Below are 15391 nucleotides of genomic sequence, written 5' to 3'. Positions count from 1 at the left end.
AACGCTGTGCGTTTTGTTTTTAATCTATTCGTGGTTTTAAAACACTCACAAGAACTTGATTTCCATTTGTTTTCGAATTGACTTGAAGTTTTGATGAATCCCTGCTTGCCTGTGTGGGCATTCCGGCCGAAGGGCGCGTGGTTTGGGCGACACACCATGCGACCAGCCGAATGATTATTTAACAAACAATCTTGTTTGACATTGGTCGGGAAAGCGATCCAAATCAGCCCGTCCCCAGACAAACATCTGCACCGCGTTTGACCGACGTCCGCCAGCGTGCGCGCCTCGTCGCGCGCCTTGCCACCGGGAGCCATCGACGATGAACAGCCAGCCAGCGATCCGGGTGGTGCAGGACACCGCAGCGGACGTCAGCGAGCAGGAGCGGGCCTTGCAGGGGTGGACCCAGCATTACAGCCAGTTGGAGGCCGGGCGCTTCACCGGGCGCTTGCGCGAAATCGACGCGCCCGGTGTCCGCCTGATCCACGAAACCACCAACCTGCGCCTGCACCAGCACACCGCCCCGCCGCCCGACAGTCTGGTGCTGGGGGTGCCAAGCCTGGAGTCGGCCCCCGCCCGCTTCGAAGGCCAGACGGTCGGGGCGGGGGACGTCATCCTGTTCCGGGGAGCGCGGCTGTGCGATTTCCTGTGCTATGGCCCGATGTCGATCCTGGCGGTGGCGCTCGACCCCAAACGGCTGCCCGGCCTGCCCGCCCCCAACGCCGAATCGCTGACCAGCGGAACCTTTTCCTCACCCTGGGCCGCCGCCCTGCGGATGGAGCTGGCCTGCCTGCTGGCCGACGAGGCGGCGGGAACGGAGGCGATGCGGCGCACCGGGCTGGTGATGGGCATCCTCGACCGTTGCCACCAGATCATCGACGGCATCGCCAGCGACCGCAACGGCGAGCGGATGATCGGCCCGTCGCAGCGTCAGGCCCTGGTCAACCGCGCCCGCGATTTCGTCGCCGCCCACCCGGACGATGTGCTGTCGGTCGCCCAGATCGCGCAGGGCGTGGGGGTGACGACGCGGATGCTGGAATACAGCTTCGCCGACATCATGGGCATGTCACCAAAGGAATATCTTCGCATGATCCGCCTGAACGCCGCCCGCCGGGCGCTGCGCAGCGCCGACCCCCGCCAGACCACCATCGCCGAAATCGCCATGGATCATGGCTTTTGGCATCTTGGCCGTTTTTCGACCTATTATTTCCAGATGTACGGCGAAAAACCGTCGGACACGCTGAAGCGGCGCGCGCCGGTGCTGGCCTGAGCGGCTGGAGCCGTCCAACAAAATTCATCCGTTCGCATAGCGGATAGATCGCCCCGCCGGGGCTGGGGATACTCCGGGCGCGTTTCCACACGACGCGTGTCGGAAACCGTCCTTCTCCCTGCTCCCGGAACCCATCTGATGTCGGATTTCAAACTGCTGATCGGCGGCCGTCTGGTCGCGGGCGACCTGTCCATGCCGGTGGTGAACCCGGCGACCGACGCGCTGTTGGCCACGGCCCCGCGCGCGTCGGCGGCGCAACTCGACGCGGCGGTCGCCGCCGCCAAGGACGCCTTCCCGGCCTGGAGCGCCCAACCGCTGGCCGACCGCCGCGCCGCCATCCTGCGGTTGGCCGACGCGCTGAACCAGCGGGCCGGGGAGTTTGCCCGGCTGTTGACGCAGGAGCAGGGCAAGCCGCTGGCCGAATCCACCGCCGAAATCGCCTACACCGAAGCCTTTTTGCGGCAGTCCGCCGCGCTCGACCTGCCGGTGCGGGTGGTGGAGGACAGCGACCGCCGCCGGGTGGAATTGCACCGCCGCCCGCTGGGCGTGGTCGGCGCGATCATCCCCTGGAACTTCCCGCTGCTGATCGTCGGCTTCAAGCTGCCGCTGGCGCTGCTGGCCGGAAACACCATGGTGATCAAACCGGCCCCGACCACACCGCTGACCACCTTGCGCTTTGGCGAATTGTGCGCCGACACGCTGCCGCCGGGCGTGGTCAACGTCGTGACCGACGCCAACGATCTGGGCGCGCGCCTGTCCACCCACCCCGACGTGCGCAAAGTGACCTTCACCGGATCGACCGAAACCGGGCGCAAGGTGATGGCGGCGGCGGCGTCCTCGATCAAGCGGATCACGCTGGAGCTGGGCGGCAACGACGCCGCCATCGTGCTGGACGACGTCGATCCCAAGGCGGTGGCGGCCAAGCTGTTCGCCGGGGCCTTCCTGAACGCCGGTCAAGTCTGTCTGGCGATCAAGCGGTTGTATGTGCAGGACCGGATTTACGACGCGCTGACCGCCGAACTGGCCGGGCTGGCGGAGGCGGCGGTGGTCGGCGACGGGCTGGATCCCGATGTGCGGATCGGCCCGCTCCAGAACCGGGCGCAGTACGAGAAGGTACTGGGCTTCCTGACGGACGCCGCACGCGACGGGACCATCATCGCCGGGGGCGCGGTGACGGACCGCCCCGGCTACTTCATCCGCCCGACCATCGTCCGCGACATCCAGGACGGCGCGCGTCTGGTGGACGAGGAGCAGTTCGGGCCGATCCTGCCGGTGATCCGGGTGACGGACGCCGAGGACGCGCTGCGCCGGGCCAACGCCTCCCCCTATGGCTTGGGCGCGTCGGTGTGGTCGTCCGACCCGACCCGCGCGGCGGCGGTGGCCCAGCGGTTGGAGGCCGGAACGGTCTGGATCAACACCCACCTCGATTTCGGCCCGACCATCCCCTTTGGCGGGGCCAAACAATCGGGCATCGGCGTCGAATTCGCCGAAGAGGGGCTGGCCGAATTCACCCAGTTGACGGTCATCAACATGGCGCGGTGACGGGGCGGACGGCCCCTCTGCCCAACTGGGAAGAGGGGCCGCTCCGAACCGATCAACTGCGCAGGCCGGGGGCCTCGTAGCCGGTGCTGGCGACGTATTCGGTGTAGCCGCCGCCATATTGGTGGATGCCCTCCGGCGTCAGTTCCAGCACCCGGTTCGACAGGGTGGCGAGGAAATGCCGGTCGTGCGAGACGAACAGCATGGTTCCTTCGTAATTGGACAGCGCGGCGATCAGCATCTGTTTGGTGTCGAGATCCAGGTGGTTGGTCGGTTCGTCCAGCACCAGGAAGTTCGGCGGGTTGAACAGCATGATCGCCATCACCAGCCGGGCCTTTTCACCGCCCGACAGCACCCGGCATTTCTTTTCCACATCGTCGCCGGAAAAACCGAAGCAGCCCGCCAAGGCCCGCAAGGCACCCTGCCCGGCCTGGGGGAAATTGGCCTCCAGCGACTCGAAAATCGTCTGGTCGCCGTCCAACAACTCCATCGCGTGCTGGGAGAAATAGCCCATCTTCACGCTGCCGCCGACGGTGACGCTGCCGCTGTCCGGCTCCGTCACCCCGGCGATCAGCTTCAGCAGGGTGGATTTGCCCGCCCCGTTGACGCCCATCACGCACCAGCGTTCCTTGCGGCGGATGGTGAGGTCAAAGCCGTTGTAGATGCGGCGGTCGCCATAGCCCTTGTGGACGTTCTTCAGCACGGCGACGTCCTCGCCCGAACGCGGGGCGGGCGGGAAATCGAACACCACGACCTGCCGCCGTTTGGGCATTTCGAACCGTTCGATCTTGTCCAGCTTCTTGACCCGACTCTGCACCTGGCTGGCGTGCGAGGCGCGCGCCTTGAAGCGTTCGATGAACTTGATCTCCTTGGCCAACATCGCCTGTTGGCGTTCGAACTGGGCTTCCTGCTGCTTTTCCTTCAAGGCGCGCTGGCGTTCGAAAAAGGCGTAGTCGCCGGAATAGCTGGTGAGCGTGCCGTCGTCGATCTCGATGATCTTGGTGACGATGCGGTTCATGAACTCGCGGTCGTGCGAGGTCATCAGCAGCGCGCCATCGTATGATTTCAGGAAGCCTTCCAGCCAGATCAGGCTTTCGATGTCCAGATGGTTGCTGGGTTCGTCGAGCAGCATCACGTCGGGCCGCATCAGCAGGATGCGGGCGAGCGCGACGCGCATCTTCCAACCGCCCGACAGGCCGCCGACGTCGCCGTCCATCATCTCCTGGCTGAAGCTGAGACCGGCCAGCACCTCGCGCGCGCGGCCTTCCAGCTCGTAACCGCCCAGCTCCATGAAGCGGGCCTGGACCTCGCCGTAGCGCTCGATGATGCTGTCCATCGCGTCGGCCTGGTCAGGGTCGGCCATCGCCGCTTCCAGCTCGGCCAGTTCGGCGGCGACGACGCTGACCGGCCCGGCCCCGTCCATCACCTCCGCCACCGCGCTGCGGCCGGCCATTTCGCCGACATCCTGGTTGAAATAACCGATGCTGACGTGCTTTTCGACCGACACCTGCCCGTCGTCGGGCGTGTCCTCGCCGTTGATCAGGCGGAACAGCGTGGTCTTTCCCGCCCCGTTCGGGCCGACAAGGCCGATCTTCTCGCCCCGGTTCAGCGCGGCGGACGCCTCCACGAACAGGATGCGGTGGCTGTTCTGCTTGGTGATGTTCTCAAGGCGGATCATAGCGGGTCGGCTTCCGGTGGCAGGGGTGGCCCCTTATGCCACAGCTTCGCCCGCGCGCCAGAGTTTTGCGTTGCGGGGCGGGATCTCAGGCCCGTCCGCAGGGCAATCGCTTGAGCGTGCAAGCATCGTCACGCAAACAAAAATAGACACGGATTACACGGACAAAAGAACGGATTACACGGATCTCTGCCCCCATTCGCCTCACGCGTCCCGTTATGGGTTAGCTCCCGGATCGAAAACAGGGCGGCTCTGAGACACATTCCGCGAAATCCGTGAAAAAATCCGCGAAATCCGTGGCCACTCGTGTTCCGGTCGGGCGCGCAATGCTTCAGGCGAATGCCCTGCCCTGTCCGACATAGGGCTTGTACAGCGCGTCGGTCTGCTGGATGTGTTCGACGAACCAGTCCTTCAGCAGCAGGATCAGGTCCATCCGCAGCATGGTGGTGTTGTCGCCGTCGAATTCGGCCTGAAGCCCGGCCACCTCGCCCGCGAAATAGCGGTGGGCGGCCAGATGCTGGTCCAGGTCGGGATAGCCGCCATCGACCATCAGCGCCTCTTCCCGCGCGAAATGAACGGCGACATAGTCGTTGAGGCTGGCCAGCAGGGCGGACAGCTCCTCCCGGTTGGCGGGGGTGATGCCGCTTTCCAACAGGCCGTTGAACAGCCTCAGCAAATGGCGGTGTTCGTCGTCCAGCACGGGGACGCCGACGCTCATCGTTTCATCCCAGACCACATGATCCATGGATCCACCCTCCCCCTGCGCGCCAAGCCCGCACCGTACCATTGTGGATGACTTGACAGGGATCCTAAAACCGGCAACGGTGCCGACACAAAGCGGCAAATCCCCGCAGGGGGGCCGGTTTTTCCGGCCCCTTGCGCCAGGACAGCCGGTTGCGCGCGGAAGGGGCGGCCCATGGCCATGCAGGATGAAATCGCGGACAAGAAACGGGTGCTCGACAGCGCCCGACCGCTGCCGCAGGACACCGTCCATGATCTGGCCGACTGGTTCGAGGTGGAGTTGACCATCGCGGCGGTGGGGCTGGAGCGCGTGGCCCTGACCCGCAGCGAGATCAAGGCGATCCTGGAGCGCGGAACCCTGCTGCGCCACCGCGCGGTGGAGGAGCAGCGTTTCACCCTGAACCACCGCAGCGCGCTGGAGCTGATGGCCCGCCTGTCCTATGAACCGGCGGGCGTGGTGAACGAGCGCACCATCGCCGCCTTTCACGGCGTGCTGCACCAGGGGTTGGACGACGAGGCCGGGAAGTACCGCAACGCCCCGCCCAAGGACGACGACACCGGCAACGCCCCCGACCCGGCCAAGCTGCGCGTGTCGATGTCGGCCCTGTCGGGCTGGCTGCGCCGCGCCGACCCCGCCCCCGACACCGCGTTCGAGGCTCATCACCGGCTGATGGCGATCCGCCCCTTCAACAGCGGCAACCGCAGCACCGCCCTGCTGCTGTGCAATCTGCTGCTGAACCGCGCGGGTTATCCGCCGGTGGTGGTGCGGGCGGAGGACCGCGACCTGTACAACGATCTGGTCGAACGGGCGTGGTCGGTCGGCGACAAGACGCCGTTCCGCGACCTGATGATGCGCTTCCTCGACCAGAGCCTGGACATTTGTCTGGCCGCCGTGGCCAAGGGGCCGGACGCGCCGACAACCCCGTTCGACGATCCGGCCTGACGGTTTTTGCCGCCTCGGTTCTACCGCAACGCGTCGCGCGACAGCGGCAAGCGCAGGCGTGACGGGCGGTCCGGCCCGCTGTGGATCAGCAGGGTGATCGGCTGTTCGTCCACCCGGCGGGTTTCGCCCGGCTCCGCCCCGGTGCCCGGGTTGATCGGATAGGCGGGGAAACAGGCCCCGGCGAGGCTGAGGCGCAACGCCGAACCGGGAGCCAGCGTGGCGCAGACCGCGCGCAGGCTGATGGTCAGGGGCCGCGTCGGGTCGCCCGGCTCCACCCGCGCGTGGCCGTGGGTCAGCGGCAGCACCCGGCCATCGGGGCGAAGCACCGACAGCACGGCGTTGACGTCGAAGGACGGCGCGTCGGCCTCCACCCACAGATCCAGGGCGACGCGCCCGGCCAGGGTCAACGGCTCGCTCACCGGCAGGCTGGTGTAGACCGCCACATCGGGCCGCCGGTCCACCCCGGCGCGGTCAACGCGTCCGGCGTCCGGCACGGCGTGGCCGCCGACCGCCGGGACCGGGCCGCGCGGGTCGTGGACGATGACGTCCAGCGCCGACACCTCCCCCGGGTCTGCCGACAGCCGCCCGCCCTGGCGGTTGGCCAGCCCGTCGCTGTTCAGCCAAAAGGTGGTGTCGGCGGCGGGAAGCTGTGGCAGGTCCTGCCACCGCCCGCTTTCCAGATCCTGCAACCGCACCGGGCCGCCGCGTTCGTGAGCGTGGGCGGATTCGCCCTTCAGGACGCGGTCGAACCAGGCCAGTTGCAGGCTGTCGATGGACGGCCCGTCCTGCGGACCCGCCGCCGTCCAGGGGCCGACGACCAGCCGCACCGGTGCCCGCGACCGCGCCACCAGCGCGTCATGGGCGTCCAGCGATCCAGCCAGACGGGGATCGAACCAGCCGCCGATGGTCAGCACCGCCACGTCGGTCGGCATGTCGGCCAGCCGGGCGCGCGGCGACAGCGCGTCCCAGCTTGGCCCCGGCACCGGCATGGTCAGCCAATCGTCGTAATGGGGGGCGTAGCGGGCGTAATCGCGCAGCGCCTGCGGGCGGGCCGGAATCTCGTCGTCCACCGGCAAACGCCGGACGGCGTCGCTGAGCGCGCGGTGGGCCACGCCATCCTCCACCCGGCGCGCGGCCTCCGCCGCGACGCGCAAGGCCCAGCCCATGGCGTCGGCCAGACGGAACGCCCCGCCCTCATAGGCCCAATCGGAAAAGACATCCCAGCCGGCAAAGGCGGGGGCGACGGCGCGCAGCGCGGGCGGGGCCTCCGCCATCGTCAGAAGCTGGGCCAACCCGGCATAACCGCAGCCATAGAGCGCAACGGCCCCCGACGATCCCGGCAGGGACGCCGCCCAGGCCACCGCGTCGGCCCCATCCTCCGCCTCCGCGTCGAAGGGGCGGAAGCGCCCGTCGGAGGTGCCGCAGCCGCGCATGTCCTGCACCACCACCACATAGCCGCGCGCCGCGTACCATCGGGGGTGCGCGTAATGGCTGGTCAGCGCCGTCCGCCGCCCGCAGGCGACGCGCAGCAGCAGAACCGGCCAGACTCCCGCCGCATCCGGGCGGTACAGGTCGGCGTCGAGCCGCACCCCGTCGCGCGTGCGCATCGACACGGTTTCGGGCGGGCGGACCGGCAGGAGGGGGGTGGTTTCCAGGAGCACGGGGGCCAGATGGGTCATGCGGTGTCAGCGTGGTTGGACAGATACGCCTTAACGTGGCAAAGCCTGTGCCAACGCCCGATGCCGGGCAATCCGGCGCATCGTCACACCCATTGCCCACAAAGCATCGCCCACGTCGCAGGCGGTCGCCCAAAAATCAGGCAACCCGCCCGCTCACGCCGCGATCAGTTCGAACCGGTCCACATCGACCATGCCCCGGTCGGTGATCTTCAGGTGCGGAATCACCGGCAGCGGCAGGAAGGCCAGTTGCAGGAAGGGTTCGGCCAGCGGGCAGCCCATGGCGCGGACCCCGGCGCGCAAGGCCCGCAGCTTGTGTTCCACCGTTTCGAACGGCTCCAGACTCATCAGACCGGCCAGCGGCAGGGCCAGTTCGCCAACGATCCGACCGTTGCGCACGGCGACGAAGCCGCCTTGCAGCGCGATCAGCCGGTTGATGGCGATGGCCATGTCGGCGTCGTTGGAGCCGACGACGCACAGATTGTGGCTGTCGTGGCCGACGGACGAGGCCAAGGCTCCCTCGGCGAAGCCGAAGCCCTGGACGAAGCCGCGCCCGATGTTGCGGTTGCTGCCGTGGCGGGCAAAAACGCAGATTTTCAACAGGTCGCGCGCCGGGTCGGCGACCAGACGGCCCGCGACCGGCGTCATTTCGATCCGCCGGTGTTCGGTGATGATCTTGCCGGGCAGCAGCCCGATGACCGATTGCACCGATTGGCCCGCTGGAACGGCGAAATCCCCCTCCTCCACCGGGTCGAGCTTCACCGAATCCAGGCCGACCGGGGCGACGCTGGGGCGGTTGGCGAAGCTGTCCGCCGTCACCACCCGGCCGCCCCGGATGACGCGGTTGACCGCGCACTCCTCCAGGTCGTCGAGCAGCACCAGATCGGCGCGCTGGCCCGGCGCCACCAGCCCCCGGTCGAACAGGCGGAAGCCGCGCGCCGCCGACCAGGTGGCCGCGCGGTAGACATGGGCGACCGGCGCGCCCAGCCGGATGGCGCTGCGGATCAGGTGATCCATGTGGCCTTCCTCGGCGATGTCCAACGGGTTGCGGTCGTCGGTGCAAAAGCCCAGGAAGGGGGAGGTTTCGGCGGAAATGACCGGGGCGAGCGCGTGCACGTCCTTCGACACCGACCCGTCGCGGATCAGCACCTGCATGCCCTTGCGCAGCTTTTCCATCGCTTCGGCGGCGCTGGTGGTTTCGTGGCAATTGCGGATGCCGCAGGACAGATAGGCGTTCAGCTCCTTGCCAGTCACAAGCGGGGCGTGACCGTCGATGTGCCGCCCGTCGAACGCCGCCAGCTTGTCCAGCACCCCGTCCACCTTGTGGAAGACGCCGGGGAAATTCATGAATTCGGCCAGCCCCAGCACCTTGGGGTGGTTCATGTGACGGACCAGATCGGGGGCCTCCAGCCGCGCGCCGGAGGTTTCCAGCTCCGTCGCCGGAACGCAGGAGGAGAGCTGGACGAACAGGTCGAGCACCGTGCCGCCCGCGCTGTCGAGGAAATAGCGCAAGCCCTCCTCGCCCAGCACGTTGCAGATCTCGTGCGGGTCGCAGATCGCCGTGGTGGTCCCGCGCGGCAGCACGCAGCGGTCGAACTCGCCCGGCGTCACGCAGGTGGATTCGCAATGGAGATGGGTGTCGATGAAGCCCGGAACCACGGTCAGGCCGCGCCCGTCGATCTCCTCCACCCCGTCGTAACGTTCGTAGGTGCCGACGATGACGTCGCCGCACAGCGCGATGTCGCCCTCGGCAATCTCGCCGGTCACGACGTTGAGAAAGCGCGTGTTCTTGATGACCAGATCGGCCCGGCTTTCACCCAGGGCCTGCCCGACGCGCGTCTTCAGCCCATCCCGTTCCACCGTCATCGCGCCGCTCCGTTCATTCCTGTGCGTACGCAGCAAAGTGACGCGCGGCCCGCCCTTGCGCAAGCCCGCTTGGCAAAGGCGGCCCACCGGAAACGCGCAACGTGCAACGACACAACCGTGTTGACGCGATGAAATGTCCTGCGGATAGCTGATCAAACAGCGTCTTCATCATCAGCGGGGCGGGCATGACGGCAACGGCACGGTGGCATTATCTCGACGCGCTGCGCGTGTTCGGGATCCTCTCGGTCTTCCTGTTCCACAACAATCATTTTTTCGATGATCTGCCGTGGCATGTGAAATCACCCGATCATCATTTCATCGCCACCCTGATCACGGTGTATATGAATTACTGGATCATGCCGTTGTTTTTCCTGCTGGCCGGGGCGGGAACGGCGTTGGCCCTGCGCAAGCGGAGCTTCGGGGACTACACGCGGGAACGCTTCACCCGTCTGCTGATCCCCTTCCTGCTGTGCGCGCCGGTTCTGATCCCGCCCCAACGCTATTGGGAGGCGATCCAGTTTTCCGGCCACACCGGCGGGTATCTGGCGTTTCTGGCCGACTACTTCCCGCGCGTCTGGCTCGACACCGCCATGATGCGCTCCCCCTTCTGGTTTGGCGCGGTGGGAACGCATCTGTGGTTCCTGGGCGTCCTGTTCCTGATTTCGCTGTCGTCGATCCCGGTCTTCGCCCTGTTGCGCCGCCCGGCGTGGAGCGGGGCGCTGCGGCGCTTTTCCGATCGCCCCTGGGGGCTGTGGTGGATCGTGTTGCCCGCCCTGCCCCTGGTGGTGCAGCGCGCGTTGGGCCGCCCGCTCGATCCCGGTTACATCGGTTGGGCCGATTTCGTTTTCTGGGGCCTGATCTTCCTGTACGGCGCGGGGTTGACCGCCGATCCCCGCTTTGCCGAACGGGCGGTGCGGGTGCGCTGGTGGGCGGCGGCCTGGACCCTCATCGTGTTCCCGGCGGCGGGCTTCTTCGCCGAGCACGCGGGCTTTGACCATTACATTTACCGCCCCGATCTGGGGTGGGACAGCCTGCTGTTCCACGCCGTGTGGGGAACCGTGACCTGGGCCGCGCTGGTGGCCATCGTCGGCTTCGCCAAGCGCCATCTCGATGCCCCCTCGCCACGCACGGCCGCGCTGGCCGAAGGGGTGATGCCCTTCTACATCCTGCACCAGACGATCATTCTGGCGCTGGGGTTCCAGATGCTGGACTGGACGGCTCCGGCGCTGCTGCGCTTTGTGGTGTTGACCGGATCCTCCCTGGCGCTGTCACTGGCCTGCGTCGCGGTGGCGGTGCGGAGTCCCGTCTTGCGCTTTGCCATGGGGATGCGCCCGCTGCCATCGCGATCCTGAAGACGATCACAGCATCCGGGGCAGCGTCACCCGCACGCGCAGGCCGCCGTCGGGGCGGTTGGACAGCTCGATCCGGCCCTGGTGCGCCTCGATGATGGATTTGACGATGGACAGGCCCAACCCGCTGCCGCCGGTCTTGCGGTTGCGGGAGCCTTCCAGCCGGACGAAGGGTTTGAAGACGTTCTGCAATTCGGACTCCGGGATGCCGGGACCGTCGTCGCAGACATCGACGATGATCTCGGCGCTGTCGGCGTCCACGCTGACATAGGCCCGCCCGCCGTATTTCAGCGCGTTGTCGATCAGGTTGGCAAAGGCGCGGCGCAGGCTGGACGGGCGGCCCGACAGGCGCAGCGGGCGCGGTTGGTCGAAACGGTCGGGGGTGGGACCGCCGCCGCCGAAAATGGTGCGGACGGCGGTGAATTGCAGCGGTGGCGGCTCCTGGTAGGAAACCGGCGAACCGGTGTCGGCGTAATCGTCGCACAGGCTTTGCAGCAGGCTGGCGAAGGCGACGACCTCGACATCCTCGCGCAGCACATCGTCGCTGAGAAACTCCAGCGTCGCCGTGACCATCGCCGCCATTTCGTCGATGTCGGCCATCATCTTGGCCCGCAGGGTCTCATCCTCCACATATTCGGCGCGCAGCCGCAGCCGGGTGGCCGGGGTGCGCAGATCGTGGCTGATCGCCGCCAACAGATGGGTGCGCCCCTCCATCATGTCGCGCAGCACGCCGCGCGTGCGGTTGAAGGCGCGGGCGATGGCGGCGACCTCCTCCGGCCCGTCCTCCGGCAGGGGGCGGGGGTGCAGGCGGTCGTCGGGGCGGGTTGCCTGCGCCGCCAACGCCTCCAGCGGGTGGACCAGACGGCCGGTCAGCCACAGCAGCAGCGCCACCGCCAGCCCGACCGCCGTCACCCCGCCCATCAGCAGGCCGAACGGGGTGGTGCGCGCCCGCCAATGGCGGTGGCTGGAAAACTCCAACCATCCGGCGTCCGCCACCGCCCCACCGTCCCCACCTCCAAGCGGCGCGTAGACCCGCGCGTCGCGCAACTGCGCCGCCAACTGCTCCGACAGGGCCGACAGGGCGAGCGCGAGGGTGGTGGACGGAACCGGGTGGGGCGGCGGCATCGCCCGTTCGGCGGCGACCAGCAGCGGGCGCGGGGCCTGCGGCACCGGGGTCAGCGCCCAGCCGGTCGGCAAGGGTGGCGAGCCGGGGGGCCGCCACTGCACCAGCAGATCGGCGGAATCAAACTTCGCGGTCTGGTGAATGGCCAAATCCGGCCCGGCGGGCACACCGTCCGACAGGGCGCGGTCCGCCGCCTCCACCGCCGCCGCCATCGCCGGTCCCAGCCGGTGGGCGGTCAACAGATCCTGGGCGCGGTCGTCGAGCAGCCGGTTGATGAGCAGGGCGGCACCATGGGTCAGCAGCAGCAGCAGGGCAAAGGCCAGCAGGATGCGGTGGCGCAGCCGGGCCGACCGCAGGCGGCGGCGCAGATCCTCCATCACGGGCGGGTCGAACGCCATCCGTCGCGCGCGCCGTCAACCGGCGTTGCGGACAATCGCCGCACCGGACTCGCCCAGATCGGCCACGGCGGCGGTGAATTGATAGCCGATGCCGCGCACGGTCTTGATCAGGCTCTGGCCGCTCGGCCCCTCCTCCAGCTTGCGGCGCAGGCGGCTGACCTGGATGTCGATGCTGCGGTCGAAGGGGATGGAGGTGTCGCCGCGATGCTTTTCCAGCAATTCGGTGCGCTCCACCACCTGCTGCGCCCGTTCCAGCAAGGTCAGCAACAGGGCGTATTCGCCATGGCTGAGATGGACGACCACATTGTCGGGTGTGCGCAGCTCCCGCCGCCCCTGGTCGAGCGACCATCCGGCAAAGCCCAGCACGCGCGGGCGTTCCTTGGGCGGTTCGACGCTGCCGCAGCGGCGCAGGATGGCGCGCACGCGGGCCAGCAACTCGCGCGGGCTGAACGGCTTCATGATGTAATCGTCGGCCCCCACCTCCAGCCCGACGATGCGGTCCACCTCCCCGCCCATGGCGGTCAGCATGATGACCGGGGTGGTGGATTTGGCGCGCAGGGAGCGGCACAGGCTGGTCCCATCCTCCCCCGGCAGCATCAGATCCAGGATGATGAGATCGACCGGCCATTGCGCCAGCACCTTCGCCATCTCCCGCCCGTCCCCGGCGGTGGACACGCGGAAACCGCTTTTCACCATGAAATCATAAAGCATGTCGCGGATCTCGGGGTCGTCGTCCACGATCAACAGATGGCGTGCGCGTTCCATGGGTCTCGGTCTGTCTGCGGTCGTGCCCGGCGGGGCCGGGCGGCGGGGATCGGGGGAAGTGTAGCGCGTCCCGCCGATCATCCGCGAGGGCGATCATAGGCCGCCGACCGCTTCGACCGCGCCCACCGCTTTGTAACGGCTGTGTAACAGCGGCGCTTTGGTGAAAAGGCACTGTTACCAAATTGTCCGTGCATCGAACGGCCCAGCGGTTAGAGTTTGCCCCAAGCGCCGCACCGGTGATCGGGCCGAACGCCACCAAAAAGCCACCGAACCGGCGCACACCCAACCAAACATGTTTAGGGGGAACGTCCAAAATGCGCTTTCTGCGTACGCCGCAAGTTGCGATGACCGCGCTGGCCACCGTGCTGGCCTGTGGCCTGTTGAGCGCTCCGGCCAAGGCCGAGCCGACCGTCGAGGTTCTGCATTATTGGACCTCCGGTGGTGAATCGAAGGCCGCCGGTGCCCTGCGTCAGGATTTCGAAGCGGTGGGCGGCAAATGGATGGACGCGCCGGTGGCCGGTGGTGGCGGCGACGCGGCCAGCACCGTCCTGCGCTCCCGCGTGCTGGCGGGCGATCCGCCCAACGCCGTGCAGTTGAAGGGGCCGAACATCAAGGATTGGGCCGCGCAGGACAAGCTGGCCAACCTGGACGACGTCGCCAAGGCCGAAGGCTGGGAAAAGGTTCTGCCGCCGCTGATTCTCGACGTCATCCGCTACAAGGGCCATTACGTCGCCGTGCCGGTGAACATCCACCGCGTCAACTGGCTGTGGATCAACCCGCAGGTGTTCGCCAAGGTCGGCGTCACCGCGCCCAAAACCTGGGACGAGTTCAACGCCGTGGCCGACAAGCTGAAGGCGGCGGGCATCATCCCGCTGGCCCATGGCGGCCAGCCCTGGCAGGACGCCACCCTGTTTGAAAACGTCGTGCTGGGCCTGGGCGGCCCCGACTTCTACCGCAAGGCTCTGGTCGAGCTGGACAAGAAGGCCCTGACCAGCGACACGATGGTCAAGGTGTTCGACCAGATGCGCAAGCTGCGCGGCTACATCGACGATGGCTTCCCCGGTCGCGAGTGGAACCGCGCCGCCGCCCTGCTCATGAACGGCCAGGCCGGCATGCAGATCATGGGCGACTGGGCCAAGGGCGAGCTGCTGGCCGCTGGCAAGGTGTCGGGCAAGGATTTCGTCTGCGCCCAAATTCCGGGTCAGGCGGGCTACATCGTCAACTCCGACAGCTTCGTCATGTTCAAGTCGGGCAACGCCGACCGCAGCGCCGGTCAAGCCCTGTTGGCCAAGCTGATCCTGGGCCAGAAGTTCCAGGAAACCTTCAACGTGCTGAAGGGGTCGATCCCCGCCCGCCAGGACATGGCGCGCGACAAGTTCGACGAATGCGCCGTCAAGTCGATGGACGATCTGAAGTCGGCGGTGTCCGGCAACGGTCTGGTCCCGTCGATGGCCCACGAAATGGCGGTTCCGGGTGCGGTGCGCGGCGCGTTCCTCGACGTTGTGACCTCGCACTTCAACTCCACCATGACCTCGCAGGACGCGGTCAAGAAGCTGGCCGAAGCCGTCGATCTGGCCAAGTAAGACCCCCTCAGGACCGGATTTCCGCCCGTCCCGTCGGTTGGTTGACCGGTGGGACGGGCGGATCACGGACGGCGCGCGCGGCCTTCCCGCGCGCGACCGCCACGGGTCGGGCTGGTTCCGCCGGTTCGGCCTTTCCCCACGGGCCAAGCCCCGCTTCGTTTCATCGCCCACGCTCAACGGTCCGCTGGTTTGCGCGCGCGGGCATCAGGAACGCCAGTGGCCCGACAAGGGCCACGGACGGGGCGGCCCATCCGCCATGTCTGGAGGAAAATACCAATGTCACGCATTGCTCTTATGGTTGGTGTTGCCGCCGTCGCGCTCGCGTCGGGTTCGGCGTTTGCGCAGTCGAAATCGAAGTTCGACATGACCATCGGCGGTGACGCCTATTTCGAGGCCGGCATCGTTGGTCAGGACAAGGACTCCAACCTGCGTTCGACCGATTTCCGCAACCGTCTGCGCCTGGTCG

11 protein-coding genes and 1 pseudogene are annotated in these 15391 nt (G+C 67.4%); 6 read left to right on the top strand and 6 right to left on the bottom strand.

Annotated elements, in window-relative coordinates:
* The first annotated feature begins 319 nt into the window (after positions 1-319).
* On the top strand, positions 320-1267 hold the full coding sequence (locus EJ903_RS23195; RefSeq protein WP_126619943.1) for a helix-turn-helix domain-containing protein: 948 nt from the start codon (positions 320-322) through the stop codon (positions 1265-1267).
* A gap of 138 nt (positions 1268-1405) precedes the next feature.
* Positions 1406-2809 (top strand): aldehyde dehydrogenase family protein, encoded by a 1404-nt coding sequence (locus EJ903_RS23190; RefSeq protein WP_126619942.1) that lies wholly within the window; start codon positions 1406-1408, stop codon positions 2807-2809.
* 52 nt (positions 2810-2861) lie between these two features.
* Here EJ903_RS23190 and EJ903_RS23185 read toward each other — a convergent pair whose 3' ends face one another.
* The gene (locus EJ903_RS23185; RefSeq protein WP_126619940.1) at positions 2862-4484 is read right to left on the bottom strand and encodes an ABC-F family ATP-binding cassette domain-containing protein; all 1623 of its coding nucleotides are present in this window, start codon (positions 4482-4484) and stop codon (positions 2862-2864) included.
* A gap of 328 nt (positions 4485-4812) precedes the next feature.
* Positions 4813-5226, bottom strand: a complete 414-nt coding sequence (locus EJ903_RS23180; protein ID WP_126619938.1) for a bacteriohemerythrin — start codon at positions 5224-5226, stop codon at positions 4813-4815.
* Positions 5227-5397: 171 nt separating this feature from the next.
* On the opposite strand from EJ903_RS23180, the gene EJ903_RS23175 reads away from it, so the two are divergent.
* Positions 5398-6165, top strand: a complete 768-nt coding sequence (locus EJ903_RS23175) for a Fic family protein (RefSeq protein ID WP_126619936.1) — start codon at positions 5398-5400, stop codon at positions 6163-6165.
* Positions 6166-6185: 20 nt separating this feature from the next.
* On the opposite strand, the gene EJ903_RS23170 is transcribed toward EJ903_RS23175, so the two are convergent.
* Positions 6186-7844 carry a CocE/NonD family hydrolase gene (locus tag EJ903_RS23170; RefSeq protein ID WP_126619934.1) on the bottom strand — a complete coding sequence of 553 codons (1659 nt, stop codon included), beginning with the start codon at positions 7842-7844 and terminating at the stop codon, positions 6186-6188.
* Between the two features lie 153 nt (positions 7845-7997).
* Positions 7998-9707: an adenine deaminase gene (ade, locus tag EJ903_RS23165; RefSeq protein ID WP_126619932.1), complete on the bottom strand. Its 1710-nt coding sequence runs from the start codon at positions 9705-9707 to the stop codon at positions 7998-8000.
* 185 nt (positions 9708-9892) lie between these two features.
* Between ade and EJ903_RS23160 the strand changes: the two genes are divergently transcribed.
* Positions 9893-11059 (top strand): acyltransferase family protein, encoded by a 1167-nt coding sequence (locus EJ903_RS23160; protein WP_126619930.1) that lies wholly within the window; start codon positions 9893-9895, stop codon positions 11057-11059.
* 6 nt (positions 11060-11065) lie between these two features.
* On the opposite strand, the gene EJ903_RS23155 is transcribed toward EJ903_RS23160, so the two are convergent.
* Positions 11066-12577 (bottom strand): ATP-binding protein, encoded by a 1512-nt coding sequence (locus EJ903_RS23155; protein ID WP_126619928.1) that lies wholly within the window; start codon positions 12575-12577, stop codon positions 11066-11068.
* Positions 12578-12592: 15 nt separating this feature from the next.
* Complete coding sequence (locus EJ903_RS23150) at positions 12593-13342, bottom strand: response regulator (protein ID WP_126619926.1); 750 nt, start codon at positions 13340-13342, stop codon at positions 12593-12595.
* Between the two features lie 314 nt (positions 13343-13656).
* Between EJ903_RS23150 and EJ903_RS23145 the strand changes: the two genes are divergently transcribed.
* Together EJ903_RS23145 and EJ903_RS23140 are read left to right on the top strand one after the other, a co-directional pair.
* Positions 13657-14925 carry an ABC transporter substrate-binding protein gene (locus EJ903_RS23145; RefSeq protein WP_126619924.1) on the top strand — a complete coding sequence of 423 codons (1269 nt, stop codon included), beginning with the start codon at positions 13657-13659 and terminating at the stop codon, positions 14923-14925.
* Between the two features lie 276 nt (positions 14926-15201).
* Positions 15202-15391: pseudogene (locus EJ903_RS23140) on the top strand (porin); the annotation flags it as partial.

The organism is Azospirillum griseum (assembly GCF_003966125.1).
GTDB lineage: Bacteria > Pseudomonadota > Alphaproteobacteria > Azospirillales > Azospirillaceae > Azospirillum > Azospirillum griseum.
The sequence above is the reverse complement of the archived record's forward strand: the minus strand, read 5'-3'. Positions and strand labels throughout refer to the sequence as shown.

Coding starts and splice junctions, on each gene's coding strand:
- EJ903_RS23195 (WP_126619943.1), top strand. CDS start 320: ATGAACAGCCAGCCAGCGATCCGGGTGGTGCAGGACACCGCAGCGGAC.
- EJ903_RS23190 (WP_126619942.1), top strand. CDS start 1,406: ATGTCGGATTTCAAACTGCTGATCGGCGGCCGTCTGGTCGCGGGCGAC.
- EJ903_RS23185 (WP_126619940.1), bottom strand. CDS start 4,484: ATGATCCGCCTTGAGAACATCACCAAGCAGAACAGCCACCGCATCCTG.
- EJ903_RS23180 (WP_126619938.1), bottom strand. CDS start 5,226: ATGGATCATGTGGTCTGGGATGAAACGATGAGCGTCGGCGTCCCCGTG.
- EJ903_RS23175 (WP_126619936.1), top strand. CDS start 5,398: ATGGCCATGCAGGATGAAATCGCGGACAAGAAACGGGTGCTCGACAGC.
- EJ903_RS23170 (WP_126619934.1), bottom strand. CDS start 7,844: ATGACCCATCTGGCCCCCGTGCTCCTGGAAACCACCCCCCTCCTGCCG.
- ade (WP_126619932.1), bottom strand. CDS start 9,707: ATGACGGTGGAACGGGATGGGCTGAAGACGCGCGTCGGGCAGGCCCTG.
- EJ903_RS23160 (WP_126619930.1), top strand. CDS start 9,893: ATGACGGCAACGGCACGGTGGCATTATCTCGACGCGCTGCGCGTGTTC.
- EJ903_RS23155 (WP_126619928.1), bottom strand. CDS start 12,577: ATGGCGTTCGACCCGCCCGTGATGGAGGATCTGCGCCGCCGCCTGCGG.
- EJ903_RS23150 (WP_126619926.1), bottom strand. CDS start 13,342: ATGGAACGCGCACGCCATCTGTTGATCGTGGACGACGACCCCGAGATC.
- EJ903_RS23145 (WP_126619924.1), top strand. CDS start 13,657: ATGCGCTTTCTGCGTACGCCGCAAGTTGCGATGACCGCGCTGGCCACC.